Raw genomic sequence first — 19,736 nt, 5'->3', positions numbered from 1 at the left:
CCAGGGTATGGGGTGGGCGCGCCCCTGCTCGCATCGCGTGGTCGGCTCTGCGGGCCAGGGACCGGGCGTGCGTCAGCCGAGGAGGTTCTCGACGTCGACGGCCAGGACCCGGAAGGCCTCGCCGCGGTGGGAGATCGCGTGCTTCTCCTCGCTGGTGTGCTCGGCGAGGGTGCGCCCGTCGGGGCGGACGAGAAGCGGGTCGTAGCCGAAGCCGTTGGTGCCCCGCGGCTCCCGAGCCAGGACTCCCCGGCAGCGACCCTCGCGCACCCACTCGCTGCCCGCGAGCTGCGGGGCCGTCCCTCCGGCCGCGACGACCGCGTCGGGGGTGCGGGCGTCCGGCAGCACGAGCGCTGCGGCACAGACGAACTCGGCTCCCCGGTGCTCGTCGGGCACGTCGGCGAGCTGGGCCAGCAGCAGGTCGTTGTTGGCCTCGTCCTTGGTCCGGCCGGTGGCCTCACCGAGCGGACCCGACCAGCGGGCCGAGAAGATCCCCGGGGCCCCGTGCAGGACGTCGACGGCAAGCCCCGAGTCGTCGGCGAGCGCCGGCAGCCCGGTGGCGGCTGCGGCATACCGGGCCTTGAGCAGGGCGTTCTGGGCGAAGGTCACGCCCGACTCGACGACGTCGTCGAGCTCGGGGAAGGCGTCGAGACCGACGAGCTCGAGGCCGCTGCGGTCGAGGACGTCGGCGAGGATGTCGCGCAGCTCACCCACCTTGCCCGGGTTGCGGGTCGCCAGGACGATCCGCCGCGCGCTCACCACGTGGGCGGCCCCTGGTCGACGTCGGCGCCGGCCTCGTGACTGTCGGTGCCGCCCATGTCGTCGGCCCCGAAGGCGGCGGCCTGGCGTGCGGTGAGCTCGGCGCAGCCCTCGGCGGCGAGGTCGAGGAGCGCGTCCAGCAGCTCGCGGTCGAAGGGCGTGCCCTCGGCGGTGCCCTGCACCTCGACGAAGCGGCCGTCGCCGGTCATGACGACATTCATGTCGGTCTCCGCGGTGGAGTCCTCGGGGTAGTCGAGGTCGAGCACGGGCTCGCCGTCGACGACCCCGACGCTCACCGCGGCGACCGAGCCGGTGATCGGCTCGGCCTTCTTGGCGATGAGGCCCTTGGCGCGGGCGGTCTCGACGGCGTCGACGAGCGCGACGTAGGCCCCGGTGATGGCAGCGGTGCGGGTGCCGCCGTCGGCCTGCAGCACGTCGCAGTCGAGGTGGATGGTGTTCTCCCCCAACGCATCCAGGTCGACGACCGCGCGCAGGGAACGGCCGATGAGCCGGCTGATCTCGTGGGTGCGGCCCCCCAGCCGACCCTTGACCGACTCCCGGTCCGAGCGGGTGTGCGTGGAGCGCGGCAGCATGGCGTACTCGGCGGTCGTCCAGCCCTTGCCGCTGCCCTTGCGCCAGCGGGGCACCCCGCCGGTGAAGGACGCGGCGCACAGCACCCGGGTCCTGCCGAACTCCACGAGCACGCTGCCCTCGGCGTGGTCGAGCCAGTTGCGGGTGATGCGGATCTCACGGAGCTGGTCGGCGCTGCGGCCGTCGTGGCGTGACGTCATGCGCCCAGGGTATGCCGTCGGTCCATCCGCCCGTCCGCCCCACCGAGCGCCGCAGATGGTCGCTCTCACCCCCACCGAGCGCCGCGGATGGTCGCTCTCACCCCCACCGAGCGCCGCAGATGGCTCAGCCGTTGCGCTCGTCCCGCCAGGCGAGCCAGGCGTCGAGCCCGTCCATCGGGTAGTCCGGACCGCTCGTGTGCACCGTGAAGAGGCGCGCCCCCTCGGCATACTTCGCCTCCGCGTCCTCGCCCGGGCCCTGGTCCAGGGCTCCCGCGGCCGCGACGGACACCTCGATCTCGGCGCTGTCCCGCCCGACGTCCTCGCAGTGCCGGCCGAGCACCCCGAGCTTGTGCCTCAGGGTGTCCGCGTCGCCGAAGGAGTGCCAGATGGTCGCGTGCTCGGCCACGATGCGCAGCGTCTTCTTCTCCCCGCCGCCACCGATCATCACCGGGATCTCCCGCGTGGGCTCCGGGTTCAGCCGCGCCCACCGCTCGCGGATGCGCGGCATCGCGACCGCCAGGTCGTCCAGCCGGGAGCCGGCCGTGCCGAAGTCGTAGCCGTACTCGGTGTAGTCGCGCTCGAACCATCCCGACCCGATCCCGAGGAACAGCCGCCCGTCGCTGATGTGGTCGACGGTCCGCGCCATGTCGGCGAGCAGGTCGGGGTTGCGGTAGGAGTTGCAGGTGACCAGCGCACCGATCTCCACCCGGGAGGTCTGCTCGGCCCAGGCACCGAGCGTGGTCCAGCACTCGAAGTGAAGCCCGTCCGGCTCACCGGTGAGGGGGAGAAGTGGTCCCACGTCATCACCAGGTCCACGCCTGCGCCCTCCAGCCGGTCGACGGCCTCGCGGATCTGCTGGTATGTCGCGTGCTGGGGCTGGATCTGCACGCCGAGTCGGACGGGGCGGTCGCCGGTGTTCGCCATGCGTCCCACCTTGGCACGGCATACCCTCGGCCGCATGGCCGGTGAGAAGAAGAAGGACGACCCGGGCCCCAGCGTCAAGGACGCCGAGGTCTACGAGGCGCTGCGCGAGGACGGTGCGAGCAAGGAGAAGGCCGCTCGCATCGCCAACGCCGCGGCCGCGAGCTCCCGCTCGGAGGTCGGCGAGCGCGGCGGCGAGGCGGAGAACTACGAGGACCGCACCGTCGAGGAGCTGCGCGAACGTGCCGCCGAGCTCGACATCGAGGGTCGCTCCTCGATGACCAAGGACGAGCTCGTCGAGGCGTTGCGCGGGCACTGACACCGCGCCGCTGACGTCAGGCCCTGACTAGCGCGCCTCGGACGCCGAACGGTCTGCTCCGGGCAGCGTCACGGTGAACCACGGCAGCAGCGCCTGCGTCAGTGGGCCGATGGCCACGGCATACACGACCGTGCCCACGCCGACGATCCCGCCGAGCAGCCAGCCCAGGGCGATCACCGCGACCTCGATACCGGTCCGCACGATCCGCAGCGACCACCCGGTCCGTCGCGCGATCCCGGTCATCAGCCCGTCGCGGGGGCCCGGACCGAGCTGCGCGCCGATGTACATCGCGCTCGCGACGCCGTTGAGCAGCACCCCGAGGGCCATGAGCCCGGCGCGCGCGGCATAGCCCTCCCCCGGTTCGATGAGCCACAGCGTGACGTCGGCGGCCACCCCGACGAGCAGCGCGTTGGCGATCGTGCCGAGGCCGGGCGGCTGGCGCAGCGGGATCCACAGCAGCAGCACGAGCACCGAGACGCCGATGATGATGGTGCCGAGACTGAGCGGCAGGTGGCGTGCGATGCCCTGGTGCAGCACGTCCCACGGCATGTTGCCCAGCACCCCGCGCACCATGAGCGCGATCGAGACGCCGTAGAGCCACAGCCCCACGAGCAGCTGGCCGAGCCGTCGGCCCAGCCGCCCGGCCCGCAGCTGCTCCACCGGCCCGAGCGCCGCCAGCTGACGACGCGGGTCCTGCGCCCGGCTCCGCGCACCCTCCAGCGCTCGGCGCCGGGTCTGTCCCACCATGCCCACCATGCTCATACCTGTCATGGTGCGCCACAACTGGCCCTCTGATCCATAGCCACTTCCGGTCCGGTGGACACGAAGTGGCTCTGGACGAGGAGGCCACCGTCGGTCACAGTGAGGGTATGCCGCGCCTCGCCACCGCCCCCCGCGTCGCCGACCTCGTCCTGCCCGGGCTGGCGGGTGGCGGGGACGCCCCGGCCTACTCCCGGCTCGCCGAGGCCCTGCGCCGGACGATCGTCGACGGCAGGCTGCCCGAGGGGACCCGTCTGCCCAGCGAGCGCGACCTCACCGGCCCGGTCGGGCTGAGCCGGACCACGGTGACCAGGGCATATGCCGAGCTCCGCGCCCAGGGTTACCTCACCACCCGGCGGGGCTCGGGCAGCGTGGTGCAGGTGCCGTCCGTGCCCGGCGGACGGGTCGACCATCTGCTCGCGCCGGCCGCGCTGGACGCGGGCGCCCTGGACCTCACGGTCACCGCACCGGCGGCCCCGCCCGGGATCGCGGAGGCCTACGCCCGGGCCACCGAGGACCTCGGCGCCTACCTCTGCGGCACGGGCTACTACCCCAGCGGTCTGCCCGTCCTGCGGGAGCGGATCGCCGACCGGTTCACCGGCCGCGGCCTGGCGACGACCCCCGACCAGGTGCTCATCACCCCCGGCGCCCTGGCCGCCGTGGCCGTCTCGCTGCGCGCCCTCATCCACCGCCGCGACCGCGTGCTCATCGAGACCCCCACCTATCCCAACGCCATCGCGACCCTCGAGGGCGCCGGCGCCCGCACCGTGCCGCACCCCATCGACCACCTCCACCACGACTGGGACGTCGAGGCCCTGGACCGCAGCGCCCAGCACTCGGGGGCACGCTCGGCCTACCTCATCCCCGACTTCCACAACCCCAGCGGCGCCCTCATGACCAGCACCCAACGGGCCCAGGTCGGGCGCGCCCTGCGCCGCCACGGCGTCGTCCCCGTCATCGACGAGTCGCTGGTCGAGCTGGCCCTGGAGGGCCAGTCGATGCCCGAGCCGCTCGGGGCGCACGTGCCGGTGGCGGTGACCGTCGGCAGCGCGAGCAAGTCGTTCTGGGGCGGGCTGCGGGTGGGGTGGCTGCGCGCCCCGCGTGCCCGGATGGAGGAGATGGCCGCCAGCCGCCTCCGGCTGGACCTCGGGGTCCCCGTGCTGGAGCAGCTCGTGCTGGTGCACCTGCTCGATCGCGCCGAGGAGATCCTCGTCGAGCACCGCGCCCGGCTCCGCGAGCGCAGGGACGTCCTCGTCGACACGCTGCACGCGCAGCTGCCGGACTGGGAGGTGCGGGTGCCGGCCGGCGGGATGGCGCTGTGGTTCCGGCTGCCCGAGGGGTCGTCCACGGCGCTGGCCCGGGGCGCCCGCAGGTATGACGTCGCGCTCGCCGCCGGCCCGAACTTCGCCGCCGGCGGTGGTCTGGACGGGTGGATCCGACTGCCCTTCGTGCTGCCGCCCGAGCAGCTGCGGGAGGTGGTGCCGCGCCTCTCGGCCGCGTGGGAGGACGTGCTGGCGGGTCGGGTGGGCACGGCGCGCGCCGGGGGCGAGCGCGAGCCAGGACGCCGCATCATCGCCTGAGCCGGGCACGGTAGGATGGGGACTGCATGACAAGGGTTCTGCGCGCCGGGTGGCTGGGACGGCGCGCGCGTCCGTACTCACGGACCCCTGCGAGAGGCATACCCCCTTGTCACCCGTCCAGTCCTATCGACAGCTCCTCGCCCTGACCGGGCCCCTCTACGTCCTCATCGCCTTCCTCGGGCGCCTGCCGCTGGCCATGTCGCAGATCGCGGCGCTGCTCGCGGTCTCCGGCGCGACCGGCTCGTATGCCGCGGGCGGCGTCACCGCCGGCGCCCTCGCGGTCTCCAACGCGGTCGGCGCGCCGATCGCCGGGTCGCTCACCGACCGGGTCGGCCAACGACCGGTCCTCGTGGTCCAGAGCGTGGTCGGCACGCTAGGCCTCTTCGCCCTGGCCGCCCTGACCTGGGCCCACGAGCCAGGGCAGCCGTGGTGGCCACTGCCGGCCACCGCAGCCGTCGCCGGGGCCTTCGTCCCCCAGATCGGCACCATGGCCCGGGTGCGGTGGCGGCCCATCAGCGCTGCGGCGACCGACGCCGACCCCCGGGTGATGGACGCGGCATTCTCCTACGAGGGTGCCGCCGACGAAGCCTCCTTCGTGCTCGGCCCGGCCCTGGTCGGGGTCATCGTGGCGATCACCGCGCCGGTGACCTCGCTGGTCGTGGCGGCCCTGCTCCTGGGCGCCTTCGGCACGTGGTTCGCCCTGCACCCGACGGTCACCCTCGTGGGGGCGGCACCCGCAGGGCCGGCGCACGCGGCCCGGCTGCTCACGCCCGCGCTGCTGGTCCTCGCCGGGACGCAGCTGGGCATCGGCATGGTCTTCGGGTCGATCCAGACCGGCACGTCCGTCCTCGCGACGCAGGCCGGTCAGCCCGGTCTCACCGGCCTGCTGCACGCGCTGCTCGGCATCGGGAGCGTCCTGGCCGGGCTGGCGGTCGTCGCCCTGCCCGAGAGCGTCGGCCAGGTGCGACGGCTGCGGATCTTCACCCTCGCCCTCGTCGTGCTGGCGCTGCCGCTGCTGCTCGTCTTCTCGATCGGGACCCTCAGCGTCGCGCTGCTCTGCCTGGGTGTGGCGGTCGCCCCCTCGATGATCACGACCTTCACCCTCGCCGAGCGCAGCACTCCCCCGCGTCGCCTCGGGGCCGCGATGACGACCCTGGCGGCGATGACCGGCACCGGGTATGCCCTGGGCGCCGCGCTCGCCGGGCAGCTGGCCGACCTCGGCGGCTACCGGCCGGCCTTCGCGGTCACGGTCATCGCCACGATAGTGGCTGCCTGCCTGGCCTGGTCGGGCAGCCTCACGGTGCGGCGCGCCGTCGCCGCTGCGCGGACCCAGCAGCCCGGGGCGGACAGGGCGGACGCGCCCGCGGACTCTCCCGACCTCACGCGACGCTGAAGTCGACGGTGTGCCAGCCGCTGGCGCCGTCGGGAGCAGGCGGGGCGGTGGCCTCCGTCTGCGTCTCACCGGTCGCGTCGGTCGCCCGCACCCGCACCTGGTGCTCGCCGGAGGAGGCGTCGGGCCAGGCATACGTCCACAGCCGCCAGGAGTCGATGGTCGGCTCCTCGAGCAGGGTCGCCTCCTGCCAGTCGCCGTCGTCGATCTGGACCTCGACCCGCTCGATGCCGCGGTGCTGGGCCCAGGCGACGCCGGCGAGCGTCACCGCGCCCTCGGCGTCGGGCTCCAGCTCGCCGCCCGAGCGCGGCACGTCGATCCGCGACGCGGTCTTGATCGGCCCGCGCTCGGACCAGCCGCGCGGGGTCCAGTAGCCCTCGTCCGCGTCAAAGCGGGTCACCTTGAGCTCGGTCACCCACTTGGTGGCCGAGACGTAGCCGTAGAGGCCGGGCACGACGAGGCGCACCGGGTAGCCGTGCTCCGCCGGCAGCGGCTCACCGTTCATGGCGACGGCCAGCAGGGAGTCGCGGTCGTCGGTGAGCGCCTCGATGGGGGTGCCGGCCGTCCAGCCGTCGGTGCTGCGGGAGAGCACCATGTCGGCCTCCGGCTGCACCCCGGCCCGGGCCAGGAGCTCGCGCACGGGCCACCCCTGCCAGCGCGCGTTGCCGACGAGGTCGCCCCCCACCTGGTTGGACACGCAGGTCAGGGTGACGAGGGCCTCGACGTGCTCCTCGGCGAGCAGGTCGGCATAGGTGATCTCGATCTCCTCATCGACCATGCCGGTGACCCGCAGCGTCCAGCCGGCCGCGTCGACGCGCGGGACCCGCAGCGCGGTGTCGATGCGGTAGAAGTCGTCGTTGGGGACGAGGTAGGGCGTGTGGCCGGTGATGTCGCTCCCGGCACCGGCCGGGACGCTCACCGTGCGAGTCGGGACGGGCAGCCCGAGCGCCTCCGCGGTGCGCGTCGCGGCGCGACCGGCGGTGCTCAGCAGCTGTCCGCCGACGACCCCCAGGACACCCAGACCGGTGATGCCACCGGCGGTGAGGAGCACGCGTCGGCGGGAGGCCCCGGTGGAGGGTCGACCGGCCGGGTGCGGCGAGCGCTGCGGCAGCGCTGACACCAGGCCGCCCACCTGGGCCGTCAGGGAGCCGAGCACGCGCCCGCCGACGACGACTCCCACCGCGGTGGGCACGAGGTCGAGGACACCGCTCGCGGGCCGGCTGAGGACCGCGAGGAGGCCCACGAGGCCGACGATCGCGAAGAGCACCATGCCGAGGGTGCGCCGCCGCCAGGTCAGCACGCCGATGACGGCGCAGACGACGGTGAGGGTGAGCGCCATACCGACCCCGAGGGCGAGCTTGTCGGCGGTGCCGAAGGTCTCGATCGCCCAGTCCTTGAGCCAGGGCGGTGTGCGGTCGACGAAGGCGCCGCCCACCGCGAGCAGCGGCGAGGACACCCCGGCCGAGCCGAGCCAGCGCGCCCAGACCGCCGCCAGCAGCTCGGCGACGCCCAGGGTCGCGGCGCCGGCGGCGACCCCGGCGAGGGCGGCGAGCGGACCTCGCCGCACCGCGCCTGGGTGCTCCTCGGCGGCGGTGTCGTGCTCGCGTGTCATGACCATGCCTCCATCATGCGCTCCGCCACCGACCCCCACCCCCCGACGGAGCGGATCGTCACCAACTCGTAAGCACCTGACGTGCGCCGGTCAGCCGACCGGAGCGCCCCGAGGAGGATGAGGCCTCAGCTCGCCTGGTGCTCGCGCGGCAGGACCCGCTGCATGATGTCGGCGACGGTCACCAGCCCGACCAGGCGTGCGTCACCGCGCAGCACGACGAGCTGCTCGCCGGACTGGCGCATCGTGGTGAGCGCCTCGTAGACCGGGGTCTGCGCCGGGAGCACGAGGGCGGGACGCGCCAGCGCCTCCGCTGAGTCCTCCAGCGGGTGGAGCAGGGTGTCCCGGACGTGCACGACGCGAGGGTCGGTGGTGTCGTCGTCGAGCATGAGGATCCGCTTGTGCCCGGTGCGGGCCGCCACGGCCTGCAGCTCGCCGATGGAGGCGGCCGAGCCGACCGCGGCGAGGTCGAGGTGCTCGAGGGCGAGCTCGGCCAGGGTGAGGCCCTCCAGCTCGAGGGCGTCGGTGATCTGCTCCTGGTAGGTGCTCTCCAGCGCACCCTCGGCCGCCGACTGCTCCACCAGCACACGGATCGTCTGGGCGTCCTGGCCGCCGACCGCGGCCCGGTCCACCGGGGTGACCCCGCTGGCGGAGACGAGCTTGTTGGCGATGGAGTTGACCCACAGCAGCAGCGGTCGCACGACGACGATGAACCCGCGCATCGGCATCGCGACGAGCTTGGCGGCCCGCTCCGGGTGGGCGATCGCCCACGACTTGGGCGCCATCTCCCCGACCACGAGGTGCAGGAAGGTGACGAAGAGCAGGGACAGCGCGAACGACATACCTCCGGCGACCCAGCCCGGCAGACCGACGTCGGCGAGGATCGGGCCGAGCCAGTAGTCGAGGGCGGGCTTGGTGACCGCGCCGAGCGCGAACGTGCAGGCGGTGATCCCGAGCTGGGCTCCGGCGAGCATGATCGTCAGCTCGTTCATGCTGCGCAGGGCGGCGCGCGCCGACGGCGAGTGCTCCGCCTCGGCCTCGAGCCGGCTGCGGCGGGCACCGAGCAGCGCGAACTCGACGATGACGAACAACGCGCTCAGCACGATGAGTGCGGCGGTGATGAGGGTGACGGTGAGGCCGCTCATCGCTGCTCCTCCTCGGTCGTGGCGTCCGGGTGGTCGGCATCAGGCCGAGGTACGGATGGCTCACCGTCGTCCATCGACTCCGGGTCCTGGGCGAGGGCTCGCTCGACCAGACGGACCCCGAGCAGGCTGGGCACGTGCCGGTCGATCGCGCGCACCTCGATCTCGACGGAGCGGGTGACCCGCTCGTCGAGCACCATCTCGCCCGGCGCCTCGGCCAGGTCGACGATGACGGTCTGCCCGATGTCGGGCAGGGCACCGAGCTCGGCGATGACGAGCCCGGAGACGGTCTCGTAGTCGCCCTCGGGCAGGTCGTGGCCGAGGGTCCGCTCCAGCTCATCGACGTGCACGTCGCCGTCGAGCCGCCAGAGGTGCTGGTCCTCGACGACGATGCCCTCGGGCACCTCGCCGTCGTGCTCGTCGGTGATCTCGCCGAGCAACTCCTCGGCGAGGTCCTCCATGGTGAGGACGCCGGCGAAGCCGCCGTACTCGTCCACCACGCATGCCAGCTGCTGACCAGAGCTGGTCAGCTCGGCCACAGCGTCCGGCAGCGGCATGAGCGTCGGCACGATGACCGGCTCACGCATGATGTGGCTCGCCAGCTCGGCGTCAGGGTTGCGCAGGAGGTCGACCAGGCTGACCACGCCGACCGGTTGCCCGTCGGCGTCGACGACGGGATAACGGGTGTGCCCGTCGGCCATGAGCTGCCTGACCTGGTCGATCGGGGTGTCGGGAGCGATGACGTCGACCCGGGAGCGCGGGACCTGGGCGTGCTCGACGTCCTGGTCGGGGAAGTCGAGGATGCGGTCGAGCAGCACGGAGAGCTCGGGCGGCAGGTCACCGCTGTCGCGGGAGTCGGCGACGATCCGCTCGAGGTCCTCGGCGGTGGCCGTGGTGTCGAGGTCGTGGATCGGCTCGATGCGAAAGAGGCGCAGCAGCACGTTGGCCGACCAGTCGAAGACCTTGATCAGCCAGCCGAAGACGGCGAGGTAGATCAGGGTCGAGCGGGCCAGACCCCGGGCGAGCGGCCCGGCGTTGGCGATGGCGAGGTTCTTGGGGTAGAGCTCACCGAAGATCATCTGCACGACGGTGGCGATGGCCAGCGCCGCGACGGTGCCGACGGTGATGCTCAGGGCCTCGGGCACACCGGTGTCGCCGAGGATGATCGACAGGCCGCGCCCGACGAGAGGTTCTGCGACATACCCCACCAACAGGCCGGTGACGGTGATCCCGAGCTGGGCGCCGGACAGCATGAAGGAGGTGCGGCGGGTGACCCGGAGCGCGCGGGCGGCGGACTCATCCCCCGCGTCGGCCTCGGCCGCGAGCCGCAGCCGGTCCACGGACATGTAGGCGAACTCCTGGGCCACGAAGTAGCCGTTCGCCGCGATGATGAGGCCGATGGCCAGCATGCCGACGAGGATCAGGACGATGGCGGTGGTCACGGCTCATCCCTGCGCTCGGTGCGGCGGGCGGGTGAGCCGTAGGTACAGCCAGGTGGCATGGGTCCGTTTCTCTGGGTATGACTGTGGACAGGGGATCGAGAAGACTACGCGGGTCGGCTGATGGGATCCTGACAGCGCCCCGGGCCGATGCGGCCAGGCTCGCTCGGTCGCGGCGCTGCTGAGGCGCTACGGGGTGCGGTCCAGACCCGCGGCGTCGAGGGCGGCCGCGATCTCCTCGCCCTCTGCCGGCTCGATCCGCAGGTCGGCGTCGACGAAACGACCGTCGTCGGTCTCGATCATCACGACGATCGGGTAGTAGACCAGGCTCTGCGTGGAGTGCTCGTTGCTGAGGAAGAAGTAGGACTCCGCACCCTCCACGAACCGGGCGAAGCAGCGTTCGGTGCCCGGGATGAGCTCAGGGGCGACGACCTCGACGGTCTCGCCCACCTGCACCTCCTCGCTCCACGAACCCGTCACCTGCACCTCCCAGCCGGGCACCCCCGCCGACCCCGGGACACTGCTCTCCTCCTCGACGATGGTGGCCACGCCACGCACGATCAACGTGGACTCGGCCATGGCTGCCTCGACGGACTCGAAGGTCGGACCGTCCGCACCGCAGGTGCCCCTCTTCCCCACTTGGCTCATCACGGGGTCCTCGCGCCGCTCCACACCTGCCGGGCCATCGGCATACTCGCTGGTGGCACATCCCGCCAGCAGCAGGGCGCCAGCCACCCCGCTGATCGCGACCCGACTCATCCGGTTCACCGTGGTCATGGCTCATCGCTCCTCGATCGCCGCGGGACGTATGCCGCCAGTCCAGGACCTGGACGGGTCGAGTGCCCGTGGTGGGACTCCGGGGTCGCGACTCTGGTTCCGAGCGTCCGGTCAGCGGCTCACCGGCCAGCCGGTGGCCCGCCTCAGCCCCACTCCTCCGGCCGGCCGACGAAGGCGCGGTGCACCTGCTCGACCTCGGGGCCGAGGAAGCGTCGGGCGAGGTAGTGGAAGCCGTCCGGGTCCCCGGTCGTGAGCCACTGGTGCACCGGCACGTTGCCCTGCGCGGCGAGCAGTTCGGAGTCGGTCAGCACCCGGAAGAGGTCCGCGGCGGTGGCCGCCGCGGAGGAGACGAGCTGCACCTGCTCGCCGAGGACGTACTGCAGGGCCTGCGTCAGCAGCGGGTAGTGCGTGCACCCGAGGATGAGGGTGTCGATCGCCCGCTCCTGCAGCGGCGCGAGGTAGTCGCGGGCGACCTCGATCACCTCGGGCCCGCTGGTGATGCCCGCCTCGACGAGCTCGACGAAGCGCGGGCACGGCTGGCTGGCGACGCGCACCGAGGGCGGCGCGGCGACGAAGGAGTCGACGTAGGCCCGTGACTGGTGGGTCGCCGCCGTCGAGATCACACCGATCTGCCCGTTGCGGGTCACCGCCATCGCGCGGCGGACGGCCGGACGGATGACCTCGACGACGGGCACGTCATACCGCTCCCGCGCGTCGGCGAGCACTGCCGCCGACGCGCTGTTGCACGCGATGACGAGCGCCTTGACCCCGTGCTCGACGAGACGGTCGAGGCACTCGAGGGAGAACTCGCGCACCTGCGCGATCGGTCGCGGGCCGTAGGGGGTCCGAGCGGTGTCACCGAGGTAGAGCACCGACTCGTGCGGCAGCTGGTCCAGAACCTCACGGGCGACGGTGAGACCGCCGAAGCCGGAGTCGAAGACCCCGATGGGAGCCTCGGTCATCTCAGTCGTCGTCAGCCGCCACGAAGGGGTTGGCCAGCGCACCGATCCCCTCGACCTCGACCTCGCACCGCTGGCCGGCCGTGATGGGCCCGACGCCCGCCGGGGTGCCGGTGAGGATGATGTCGCCGGGCAACAGGGTGAAGGCCGCCGAGGCGTGCGCGATGAGCTCGGGGATCCCGAAGTGCATGTCGGCGGTCGTGCCGTCCTGGCGGACCTCACCGTCCACGATCGAGCGCACCGACAGGTCGGCCGTGTCCAGGTCGGTCTCGATCCACGGCCCGAGCGGGGTGAAGGTGTCCATCCCCTTGGCCCGCGCCCACTGCCCGTCGCCGCGCTGCAGGTCGCGGGCGGTGACGTCGTTAGCGCAGGTGTAGCCGAAGATCACCGACGCGGCGTCCGCCACGGAGACGTCCTTGCAGAGCCGCCCGATGACGACCGCCAGCTCGGCCTCGTAGGAGATCTCGGTCGCGAACGACGGGATGACCACCGGGTCGCCCGGGCCGCACACCGAGGTGTTGGGGATGAAGAACATCATCGGCTCGGCGGGCAGCTCGTTGCCCATCTCGCGGGCGTGGTCGGCATAGTTGCGCCCGATCGCGACCACCTTGCTCCGCGGGATCACCGGGGCCAGCAGCCGCACGTCGGCGACCTCGAAGGTCTCGCCGGTCAGCTCGATCTTGGTGTAGAGCGGGTCCCCGGTGATCCCGGCGATCTTCTCACCAGCCCCGTCGACCAGGCCGAATCGCGGGTCGTCACCATCAGTGAAGCGGCAGATACGCATGCGCTCAGGGTATGTCAGTGGCCCGAGGTGAGCTTGAGCCCGACGATGCCGCCGATGATCGCGACCAGGCACACCATCCGCGCGACCGTGGCCGGCTCCCCCAGCGCGACGATCCCGTAGACCGCCGTGCCGACGACGCCGATCCCCACCCACACGGCATACCCCGTGCCGAGCGGGATCGAGCGCAGCGACCACCCCAGCCCCGCCATGCTGAACGCGAGCGCCACCCCGAAGACGACGCTGGGCCAGAGCCGGGTGAACCCCTCCGAGCGGGTGAGGGCCGCGGCCCACACGCTCTCCAGGACACCGGACAGAATGAGCACGATCCACGACAGAGCCATCATGATGTCGCCCCTCCAGGGCGTTCACGTCGTCGACGGTGCCGGGTACGACGTGCCTCGTCCGGGGTGATCGCCAGGTCTCGGCGTCCCTCCTCCAGGATCTCACATCCGGCGCGGGCAGCGCAGTCGGTCACCGCGCCTACAGTGGGATGAACCCGACTCAAGGAGAACCACGAGCGTGATCGAGATCCTCACCACCGCCGAGCTGCAGCAGGCCCGCATCAGTGGAGCGCTGGTCGCCGACGTCCTGCGCAGTCTGCGTGCGCGCTGCACGGTCGGCACCAACCTGCTCGAGCTCGACGCGTGGGCCCAGGAGATCATCGAGGAGGCTGGGGCGGAGTCCTGCTACGTCGACTACGAGCCCTCCTTCGGACGTGGCCCGTTCGGCCACTACATCTGCACCTCGGTCAACGACGCGGTGCTGCACGGGCTGCCCCATGACTACGCCCTCGCCGACGGCGACCTGCTGACGCTGGATCTCGCCGTCTCGACGGGCGGGATCGCCGCGGACTCGGCCATCAGCTTCGTCGTCGGCGAGGCGACCGAGGAGAGCACTGCCCTCATCTCCACCACGGAGCGGGCCCTCACCGCCGGCATCGCGGCCGCCCGGCCGGGCGCCACGATCGGCGACCTCGCCCACGCCATGGGCAGCGTCCTGAGCGGTGCGGGCTACCCGATCAACACCGACTTCGGGGGCCACGGGATCGGGTCCACCATGCATCAGGATCCGCACGTCCCCAACACCGGCAAGCAGGGGCGTGGCTTTCGGTTGCAACCCGGGCTGATGATCGCTCTGGAGCCGTGGATCATGGTCGACACCGACAGGCTCGTCACCGACGCCGACGGATGGACGCTGCGCAGCGCCACGGGGTGCCGCACCGCACACAGCGAGCACACCATCGCGATCACGCAGGACGGGGCCGAGATCATGACGCTGCCGAGCACGCGGTGACGGTGGCGTCCGTGGGGATGCAGGTCCTCCCGGAGGAGGTATGGCGCCCACGCGCCGAAGCGCACGCGCGAGCCGTGGAGCAGCTCACCGCAGACCGGCTGGCGCGCCGCGTCGAGGGGCGCACCCACCCCGTGGACGACTTCCTGTGGGAGTACTACAACTTCCGCCCGGCCCAGCTCGCTCGCTGGCACCCCGGCGCCGGCACCGGCCTCGCCGAGGGGCACGAGCGGGAGGGGTGGAGCGGCTACCTGCTCGACGAGAGGGGCACGGCATACCTCGACGTGGCGGGGTTCGTGCAACGCCGCGGCCGCACCATCGGCTTCGTGCGCGACCTGCTGACCGCGACCCTCTCGCGACCGGGCCGGTTCGGCTGCTTCGGCCTGCACGAGTGGGCCATGGTCTACCGCGCCGACGCCGAGGAGGTCCGGCACGACTGGCCGCTGCGGCTCGGACCCGAGGGCACCGACGCGGTCGTCGAGACCCACCAGGTCGCCTGCTCCCACTTCGACGCCCACCGCTTCTTCACCCCCGACGCCACGCCACGCAACACCCTCACCCCCAGCCGCGAGACCCAGCTCGACCTCGAGCAGCCGGGCTGCCTGCACGCGGGCATGGATGTCTACAAATGGTGCTTCAAGCTCGCGCCGGCGGTGCCGAGCGACCTCACGCTCGACGCCTTCCTGCTCGCGCGCGACATCCGCGAGCTCGACATGCGCGCGGCGCCCTACGACCTGCGGTCCCTCGGCTACGAGCCGGTGCGGATCGAGACCGCGGACGGCAAGCGTGAGTATGCCGAGGCCCAGCGCGCCTTCACCCGACGCTCCAACGCGCTGCGGCAGCGGCTCCTCGCGGTGCTGCACGGGCTGGTCGCCCACTGAGCGCGCACACGCTCGGTGCTGGACACTGGGGGAAGGCGTGGGAGCAGACGGAGGGGACGGATGAGGACGCGGCAGAGATGGGCATCGGCGGCTGTCGTGACGGCGCTGGTCGTCGCAACCGTGGGGTGTACTGACAGGCAGGACCGGCCCGACTAAGTCAACAGGGTCGGCGAGACCATGGCGGCGCCGGACGGCGAGCATGTGGCCACCTTGATCGATGCAGGCGTCTGGAACGGCGTGCAGATGAGTCGGCCGCCGATCACCACCGCTTCGGGTGAGGTGCTCTTCCAGGACGACAGAATGCACAGCCATCGGCACGGCGTCGGCCTGGTCTGGGAGTCGTCAGAGACCCTGTGGGTGCTGTTGAGCGATCTCGGCAACCAGCGCGTCGACCTCATCGAGGGGCGCTGGGTCAACTCCTCCGGCGTCCCTCCCGAGCCGATCATGCCGTCGTCGGGATAGGGGTCGCCCGTCGTCACACGGCGGTCACTCCCCGCGCAGGTCCCTCAGACCAGCTGGTAGAGCCAGCCGTGCCGGTCCTCGGCGCGGCCGTACTGCACGTCGAGCAGCTCGGCCCGGAGGTCCTCGGTGACCTTGTGCTCGGCCGGCATGTCCAGCTCGCCACCGCTCCAGGCGAGCCGACCGACCGGCGTGATGACCGCCGCGGTGCCGCAGGCGAAGACCTCGGCGATCTCGCCGCTGGCCACGCCGTCGCGCCACTCGTCGATGGTGAACCGCCGCTCCTCCACCTGGTGCCCGCGCTCGCGCAGCAGGTCGATGAGGGAGGAGCGGGTCACCCCGGGCAGGATCGTGCCGGTGAGCTCGGGGGTCACGACGCGACCGTCGGCATACACGAAGAAGAGGTTCATCCCGCCGAGCTCCTCGACATACCGGTGCTCCACCGCGTCGAGGAAGACGACCTGGTCGCAGCCGTGCTCGATGCCCTCGGCCTGGCTGGCCAGCGACGCGGCGTAGTTGCCGCCGCACTTCGCGGCGCCGGTGCCTCCTGCGGCCGCGCGGACGTACTGGTCGCTCACCCACAGGCTCACGGGCTTGAGACCGCCGGAGAAGTAGGCCCCTGCCGGCGAGGCGATGACGCTGAAGAGGTAACGGTTGCTCGGCCGCACCCCCAGCGCCTCCTCGGTGGCGATCATGAACGGGCGGAGGTAGAGCGACATCTCGGCGGCGTCCGCCCCCGGCACCCAGGCCTGGTCGAGCGTGACGAGCTCCTTGATGGCGTCGAGGAAGAGCGTCGGCGGCAGCTCGGGCATCGCGAGGCGGCGGGCCGAGTTGTTGAAGCGCTCGGCGTTGCGCTCAGGACGGAACGTCCAGACCGTGCCGTCCGCGTGACGGTAGGCCTTCATCCCCTCGAAGATCTCCTGCGCGTAGTGGAACACCGCGGCCGACGGGTCCAGCGGGATGGGGCCGTAGGGCACGAGGCGGGCGTCGTGCCAGCCCTGCTCCTTGTCCCACTCCACGAGCACCATGTGCTCGGTGAAGAGGTTGCCGAAACCAGGGTTGTCGAGCAGCTCGGAGATCTGCTCCGGGCTGCGTCGGTCGCTCGCCTCGGTGACGGCGAAGGAGGTGGACGTCGCTGTCTGGCTCATGGCCGCAGCGTAGTCCGTTGACCAGGCGTCATCGCCAGGGGCAGAGATGCCGTGACGTCAAGGAGAGAGGGTCGGGACGCTCTGGTATGCCGTGCCGAGACCGGGGCGGGCAGGCGCCGCGAGGCCAGGCCGCTGACGCCGGCGGACACGGCTGTGGACAATGACAGCGTGTTCGAACATGTGTGCTATGATCGACACCAGGACGAGATGACCGGGGGGTGATGAAGGTGAGCGCACCAGCAGGCGCTGTGGGGCCGGAGGAGCCGGAGATTCCTCTCGATGAAGGGTCGTCTGGCCTGCGTGTCCGAGGGAGAGCTGTTGGAGAGGGTACGGCTCGCGCTGGCAGGGGCTGAGGGCATGTCGCCGGAGACCTGCCTGGATGCTCTGGAGGCGGCGCACGTGATGATCCGCCGGCTCGAGGGCGCACGGATGCACGCCGCTCGCGAGCTCGCGGCCCGCACCGGCGAGGAGTTGCTGGGCCGTCAGGGCGTCGTGGACCCGCACGAGCTCTCCCGCACGGCCCGTGAGCGGTGGCGCGCCCGCGCCAAGTCGGTGACGGCCGCCGAGATCAGCGCCCTCACCGGCCTCGGCCGGGGCGCCGCCCGCCAGCTCGTCGCCGTGGCCGTCTCCCCCGCCTCGACCAGGGTCCCCGTCCGGGACGCGCTCCGGGCCGGGGTGGCGACCTGGACGCAGGTGGAGCACTTCTGGCGGCTCGCGGGGCAACTGCCGCACGAGGATGCCGGCGACGTGGCGCGGTCCCTGTTCGCCACGACGGACACCCTCACCCGCGAGGGCCACGCTGACGACGGGTCGGGCACCCCTGGCGTCGCGGTCGAGCGGCTCGATCCCGACGGCGCGCTGAACGACGGCCCCTGGGGCGCCAAACAGTTCGTCCAGGCTCTGCACCGCGAGGTGACCCGCGCCCGATCCGCAGACCCCGAGGCCGAGGCCCGCGCCCGGGCTGCGCGGCACCGTGCCCGCACCGCCTACGCCATCGTCGACGACGACGGCACCGGCCAGGTGGTCATCACCGGCGACGCCGTGGGCACCACGGCCTGCGCCGACCGCCTCTACCTCCTCGCCAAGAAGGCCCATGCTGCCGGGGACGAACGCACCGAGGCCCAGCTCCGGTCGGACATCGCTCGTGCCCTCCTGCTGCACGGAACGCTCCCCCTGCCCGGGCTGGCGGCAGCCTCCACCCGCACGAGCTCGGTGCCGGACGACCCTGACCGGGGCAACCGCAGCCGACCTGCAGGCACTCGTCACACCGGACGACATCGCCACGCTGGCGCAGATCATCTCCGGGACGCCCAGCTACGAGCTGCAGGTCTTGGTCCCGTGGCCGTCCGTGACCTGCACCCCCGAAGGCCACCACGATGCTGGCCCCACCGGCACCGCAGGGGCTGGGGGAGCCGCGGTGGCCCCGACCCCCCGCCGGCACCGCGGGGGCCTCGGGGGATGCGACGGATGACGACCACCCGCCGACCCCCGATCACGGTGGCGGTCCAGCACGCCATCCGGGTGACGACCCGGGCCTGACCCAGGGGGTCGGTCGGGTGGTCGGGCGAGCCTCGCACTTCGTGACGCCGGGGTCGATCCGAGACATGGTCCTCTCCCCTGGCACGACCCTGCACCGCCTCCTGACCGACCCCGCTGACGGTCGGTGCCGCGAGCGCTCGCTCGCCCGCTACCAGCCGGACGCGGCGATGCGCCGACAGGTGCTCGCGGCCGATCTGCTGTCCCGCGCTCCCGATGGCGTCCTCCCGGTGCGCGACGGCCAGCTCGACCACGTCACGGAGTACCTCCTCGGCGGTTCGACCACCGAGGGCAACCTCCAGGGTCTCGACACCGTGGTCCACGCCCTCAAGACGGAGAAGTTCTGGGACGCCGAGATCGACGCCTCCCGCACGGTCACCTGGACCTCGCTCTTCGGTCGGCACTACCGGACCCGACCGCACGACTACCGGCAGTACCTCGGCCTGGGTGACACCACGGCGGGTCACCATGCACGCACGGTGCAAGACCCAAGCGACACCACGGCAGGTGACCATGCACGCACGGGGCAAGGGCCAAGCGACACCACGGCCGGTGTCCATGCACGCACGGGGCAGGGGCCGGGCCACACCATCGACATCCGTGACCAGGGGGACCATCGCGACGCACCACCCCTCGACGAAGCTGCGGAGCGACGGCACCTCGCCTCGCTGATGGTCTATGCAGCGCTCGCCCACCGATCCCGGACCGACCGGCTGGATGCCGCGGACGACGACCCCGACAGCGATGCTCACCTCGTCGACGACGGCCACCGCGTCGTGTGGGTGCGCCAGACGAGGCAGCGCGACGGGCGCCGGGTGACCGGTCCACGGCCGGGCACACCCACGCCCGATCGCCTGCTGGACTCCTCTCCGGCCGCCGTGCTCCGCGCGGATCACTGGACCGACCCGTTCACCCGTCGAGCCCACGGCGCCAGCGCCGACGCCGGTGCCGCGTCCGAGTCGAGCGGACAACCGTCCTCCCAGAGCATCACGGGCGGACAACCTCCCGGTGAGAGCACCACGAACCGGCGCCCTCACGCCGAGGATGACAGCAGCGAGGATCCGCCGTTCTGACCTCCCCGACGTCCGAGTTCTGCCCCTCCTGCTCCCGCGGGATTCGCTGGTCTGACCTCCCGACGTCCGAGTTCTGCCCCTCCTACTCCCGCGGGATCCGCTGGTCTGACCTCCCGACGTCCG

At 72.3% G+C, this 19,736-nt stretch carries 19 protein-coding genes, 1 pseudogene and 1 riboswitch; of the genes and pseudogenes, 8 read left to right on the top strand and 12 right to left on the bottom strand.

Annotated features, from left to right (window positions below; all coding sequences use genetic code 11):
* Positions 1-72: 72 nt before the first annotated feature.
* The 3 genes and pseudogenes from FA582_RS03920 to FA582_RS03910 form a co-directional block, all read right to left on the bottom strand.
* A complete protein-coding gene (locus FA582_RS03920) occupies positions 73-759 on the bottom strand; it encodes a non-canonical purine NTP pyrophosphatase (RefSeq protein ID WP_010148935.1) in 687 nt (228 codons plus the stop codon).
* Entirely contained in the window at positions 753-1,547 is a 795-nt protein-coding gene (gene rph / locus FA582_RS03915; RefSeq protein ID WP_147899738.1) for a ribonuclease PH, read from the bottom strand. The genes FA582_RS03920 and rph overlap by 7 nt, the downstream gene beginning before the upstream one ends.
* 124 nt (positions 1,548-1,671) lie before the next feature.
* Positions 1,672-2,471 (bottom strand): annotated as a pseudogene (locus FA582_RS03910) (LLM class F420-dependent oxidoreductase).
* A 34-nt stretch (positions 2,472-2,505) separates the two neighbouring features.
* Between FA582_RS03910 and FA582_RS03905 the strand changes: the two are divergent.
* Entirely contained in the window at positions 2,506-2,787 is a 282-nt protein-coding gene (locus tag FA582_RS03905; RefSeq protein WP_010149059.1) for a DUF7218 family protein, read from the top strand.
* A 27-nt stretch (positions 2,788-2,814) separates the two neighbouring features.
* Here FA582_RS03905 and yczE read toward each other — a convergent pair whose 3' ends face one another.
* The gene (gene yczE / locus FA582_RS03900; protein ID WP_010149060.1) at positions 2,815-3,549 is read right to left on the bottom strand and encodes a membrane protein YczE; all 735 of its coding nucleotides are present in this window, start codon (positions 3,547-3,549) and stop codon (positions 2,815-2,817) included.
* Between the two features lie 107 nt (positions 3,550-3,656).
* Between yczE and yczR the strand changes: the two genes are divergently transcribed.
* Both yczR and FA582_RS03890 read left to right on the top strand, forming a co-directional pair.
* Complete coding sequence (gene yczR, locus FA582_RS03895; RefSeq protein WP_033229426.1) at positions 3,657-5,126, top strand: MocR-like transcription factor YczR; 1,470 nt, start codon at positions 3,657-3,659, stop codon at positions 5,124-5,126.
* A gap of 106 nt (positions 5,127-5,232) precedes the next feature.
* Positions 5,233-6,519, top strand: a complete 1,287-nt coding sequence (locus tag FA582_RS03890; RefSeq protein ID WP_010149062.1) for an MFS transporter — start codon at positions 5,233-5,235, stop codon at positions 6,517-6,519.
* Here the strand turns inward: FA582_RS03890 and FA582_RS03885 are convergent.
* From FA582_RS03885 to FA582_RS03855, 7 genes are all read right to left on the bottom strand, one after another.
* Positions 6,506-8,134: a molybdopterin-dependent oxidoreductase gene (locus FA582_RS03885; RefSeq protein ID WP_010149063.1), complete on the bottom strand. Its 1,629-nt coding sequence runs from the start codon at positions 8,132-8,134 to the stop codon at positions 6,506-6,508. The two genes, FA582_RS03890 and FA582_RS03885, sit on opposite strands and share 14 nt — an antisense overlap.
* Positions 8,135-8,253: 119 nt before the next feature.
* A complete protein-coding gene (locus FA582_RS03880) occupies positions 8,254-9,270 on the bottom strand; it encodes a CNNM domain-containing protein (RefSeq protein WP_010149064.1) in 1,017 nt (338 codons plus the stop codon).
* A complete protein-coding gene (locus FA582_RS03875; RefSeq protein WP_010149065.1) occupies positions 9,267-10,709 on the bottom strand; it encodes a hemolysin family protein in 1,443 nt (480 codons plus the stop codon). Before FA582_RS03875 ends, FA582_RS03880 begins: the two co-directional genes overlap by 4 nt.
* Before the next feature lie 186 nt (positions 10,710-10,895).
* Positions 10,896-11,483 (bottom strand): hypothetical protein, encoded by a 588-nt coding sequence (locus FA582_RS03870; RefSeq protein WP_010149066.1) that lies wholly within the window; start codon positions 11,481-11,483, stop codon positions 10,896-10,898.
* Positions 11,484-11,626: 143 nt separating this feature from the next.
* Positions 11,627-12,445, bottom strand: coding sequence for a glutamate racemase (gene murI / locus FA582_RS03865; RefSeq protein ID WP_010149067.1), 819 nt, complete (start codon positions 12,443-12,445; stop codon positions 11,627-11,629).
* Between the two features lies 1 nt (position 12,446).
* A complete protein-coding gene (locus FA582_RS03860; RefSeq protein WP_010149068.1) occupies positions 12,447-13,226 on the bottom strand; it encodes a fumarylacetoacetate hydrolase family protein in 780 nt (259 codons plus the stop codon).
* Between the two features lie 14 nt (positions 13,227-13,240).
* The gene (locus tag FA582_RS03855; protein ID WP_029541787.1) at positions 13,241-13,561 is read right to left on the bottom strand and encodes a DMT family transporter; all 321 of its coding nucleotides are present in this window, start codon (positions 13,559-13,561) and stop codon (positions 13,241-13,243) included.
* A gap of 29 nt (positions 13,562-13,590) precedes the next feature.
* Positions 13,591-13,658, bottom strand: a riboswitch (guanidine-III (ykkC-III) riboswitch).
* A gap of 87 nt (positions 13,659-13,745) precedes the next feature.
* Between FA582_RS03855 and map the strand changes: the two genes are divergently transcribed.
* The 3 genes from map to FA582_RS03840 all read left to right on the top strand — a co-directional run bounded on the left by map (position 13,746) and on the right by FA582_RS03840 (position 15,859).
* Positions 13,746-14,519: a type I methionyl aminopeptidase gene (gene map / locus FA582_RS03850; protein ID WP_010149070.1), complete on the top strand. Its 774-nt coding sequence runs from the start codon at positions 13,746-13,748 to the stop codon at positions 14,517-14,519.
* A 17-nt stretch (positions 14,520-14,536) separates the two neighbouring features.
* Positions 14,537-15,397, top strand: a complete 861-nt coding sequence (locus FA582_RS03845; RefSeq protein WP_033229428.1) for a hypothetical protein — start codon at positions 14,537-14,539, stop codon at positions 15,395-15,397.
* A 177-nt stretch (positions 15,398-15,574) separates the two neighbouring features.
* The gene (locus FA582_RS03840; RefSeq protein ID WP_010149072.1) at positions 15,575-15,859 is read left to right on the top strand and encodes a hypothetical protein; all 285 of its coding nucleotides are present in this window, start codon (positions 15,575-15,577) and stop codon (positions 15,857-15,859) included.
* A gap of 44 nt (positions 15,860-15,903) precedes the next feature.
* On the opposite strand, the gene FA582_RS03835 is transcribed toward FA582_RS03840, so the two are convergent.
* Positions 15,904-17,004: a branched-chain amino acid aminotransferase gene (locus FA582_RS03835; RefSeq protein ID WP_010149073.1), complete on the bottom strand. Its 1,101-nt coding sequence runs from the start codon at positions 17,002-17,004 to the stop codon at positions 15,904-15,906.
* A 279-nt stretch (positions 17,005-17,283) separates the two neighbouring features.
* Between FA582_RS03835 and FA582_RS03830 the strand changes: the two genes are divergently transcribed.
* Both FA582_RS03830 and FA582_RS03825 read left to right on the top strand, forming a co-directional pair.
* Complete coding sequence (locus FA582_RS03830; protein WP_147899737.1) at positions 17,284-18,543, top strand: hypothetical protein; 1,260 nt, start codon at positions 17,284-17,286, stop codon at positions 18,541-18,543.
* 65 nt (positions 18,544-18,608) lie between these two features.
* The gene (locus tag FA582_RS03825) at positions 18,609-19,613 is read left to right on the top strand and encodes a hypothetical protein (RefSeq protein WP_147899736.1); all 1,005 of its coding nucleotides are present in this window, start codon (positions 18,609-18,611) and stop codon (positions 19,611-19,613) included.
* The last annotated feature ends 123 nt before the right edge of the window (positions 19,614-19,736 follow it).

This window comes from Serinicoccus profundi, from assembly GCF_008001015.1.
In the GTDB taxonomy this organism is placed as follows: Bacteria; Actinomycetota; Actinomycetes; order Actinomycetales; family Dermatophilaceae; genus Ornithinicoccus; species Ornithinicoccus profundi.
This window is presented reverse-complemented; position numbering and strand designations above follow the sequence as displayed.

Coding starts and splice junctions, on each gene's coding strand:
- FA582_RS03835 (WP_010149073.1), bottom strand. CDS start 17,004: ATGAGCCAGACAGCGACGTCCACCTCCTTCGCCGTCACCGAGGCGAGC.
- yczR (WP_033229426.1), top strand. CDS start 3,657: ATGCCGCGCCTCGCCACCGCCCCCCGCGTCGCCGACCTCGTCCTGCCC.
- rph (WP_147899738.1), bottom strand. CDS start 1,547: ATGACGTCACGCCACGACGGCCGCAGCGCCGACCAGCTCCGTGAGATC.
- FA582_RS03885 (WP_010149063.1), bottom strand. CDS start 8,134: ATGGTCATGACACGCGAGCACGACACCGCCGCCGAGGAGCACCCAGGC.
- FA582_RS03905 (WP_010149059.1), top strand. CDS start 2,506: ATGGCCGGTGAGAAGAAGAAGGACGACCCGGGCCCCAGCGTCAAGGAC.
- FA582_RS03870 (WP_010149066.1), bottom strand. CDS start 11,483: ATGACCACGGTGAACCGGATGAGTCGGGTCGCGATCAGCGGGGTGGCT.
- FA582_RS03840 (WP_010149072.1), top strand. CDS start 15,575: ATGGCGGCGCCGGACGGCGAGCATGTGGCCACCTTGATCGATGCAGGC.
- FA582_RS03845 (WP_033229428.1), top strand. CDS start 14,537: ATGCAGGTCCTCCCGGAGGAGGTATGGCGCCCACGCGCCGAAGCGCAC.
- FA582_RS03860 (WP_010149068.1), bottom strand. CDS start 13,226: ATGCGTATCTGCCGCTTCACTGATGGTGACGACCCGCGATTCGGCCTG.
- FA582_RS03825 (WP_147899736.1), top strand. CDS start 18,609: ATGGTCCTCTCCCCTGGCACGACCCTGCACCGCCTCCTGACCGACCCC.
- murI (WP_010149067.1), bottom strand. CDS start 12,445: ATGACCGAGGCTCCCATCGGGGTCTTCGACTCCGGCTTCGGCGGTCTC.
- yczE (WP_010149060.1), bottom strand. CDS start 3,549: ATGAGCATGGTGGGCATGGTGGGACAGACCCGGCGCCGAGCGCTGGAG.
- FA582_RS03830 (WP_147899737.1), top strand. CDS start 17,284: ATGAAGGGTCGTCTGGCCTGCGTGTCCGAGGGAGAGCTGTTGGAGAGG.
- FA582_RS03880 (WP_010149064.1), bottom strand. CDS start 9,270: ATGAGCGGCCTCACCGTCACCCTCATCACCGCCGCACTCATCGTGCTG.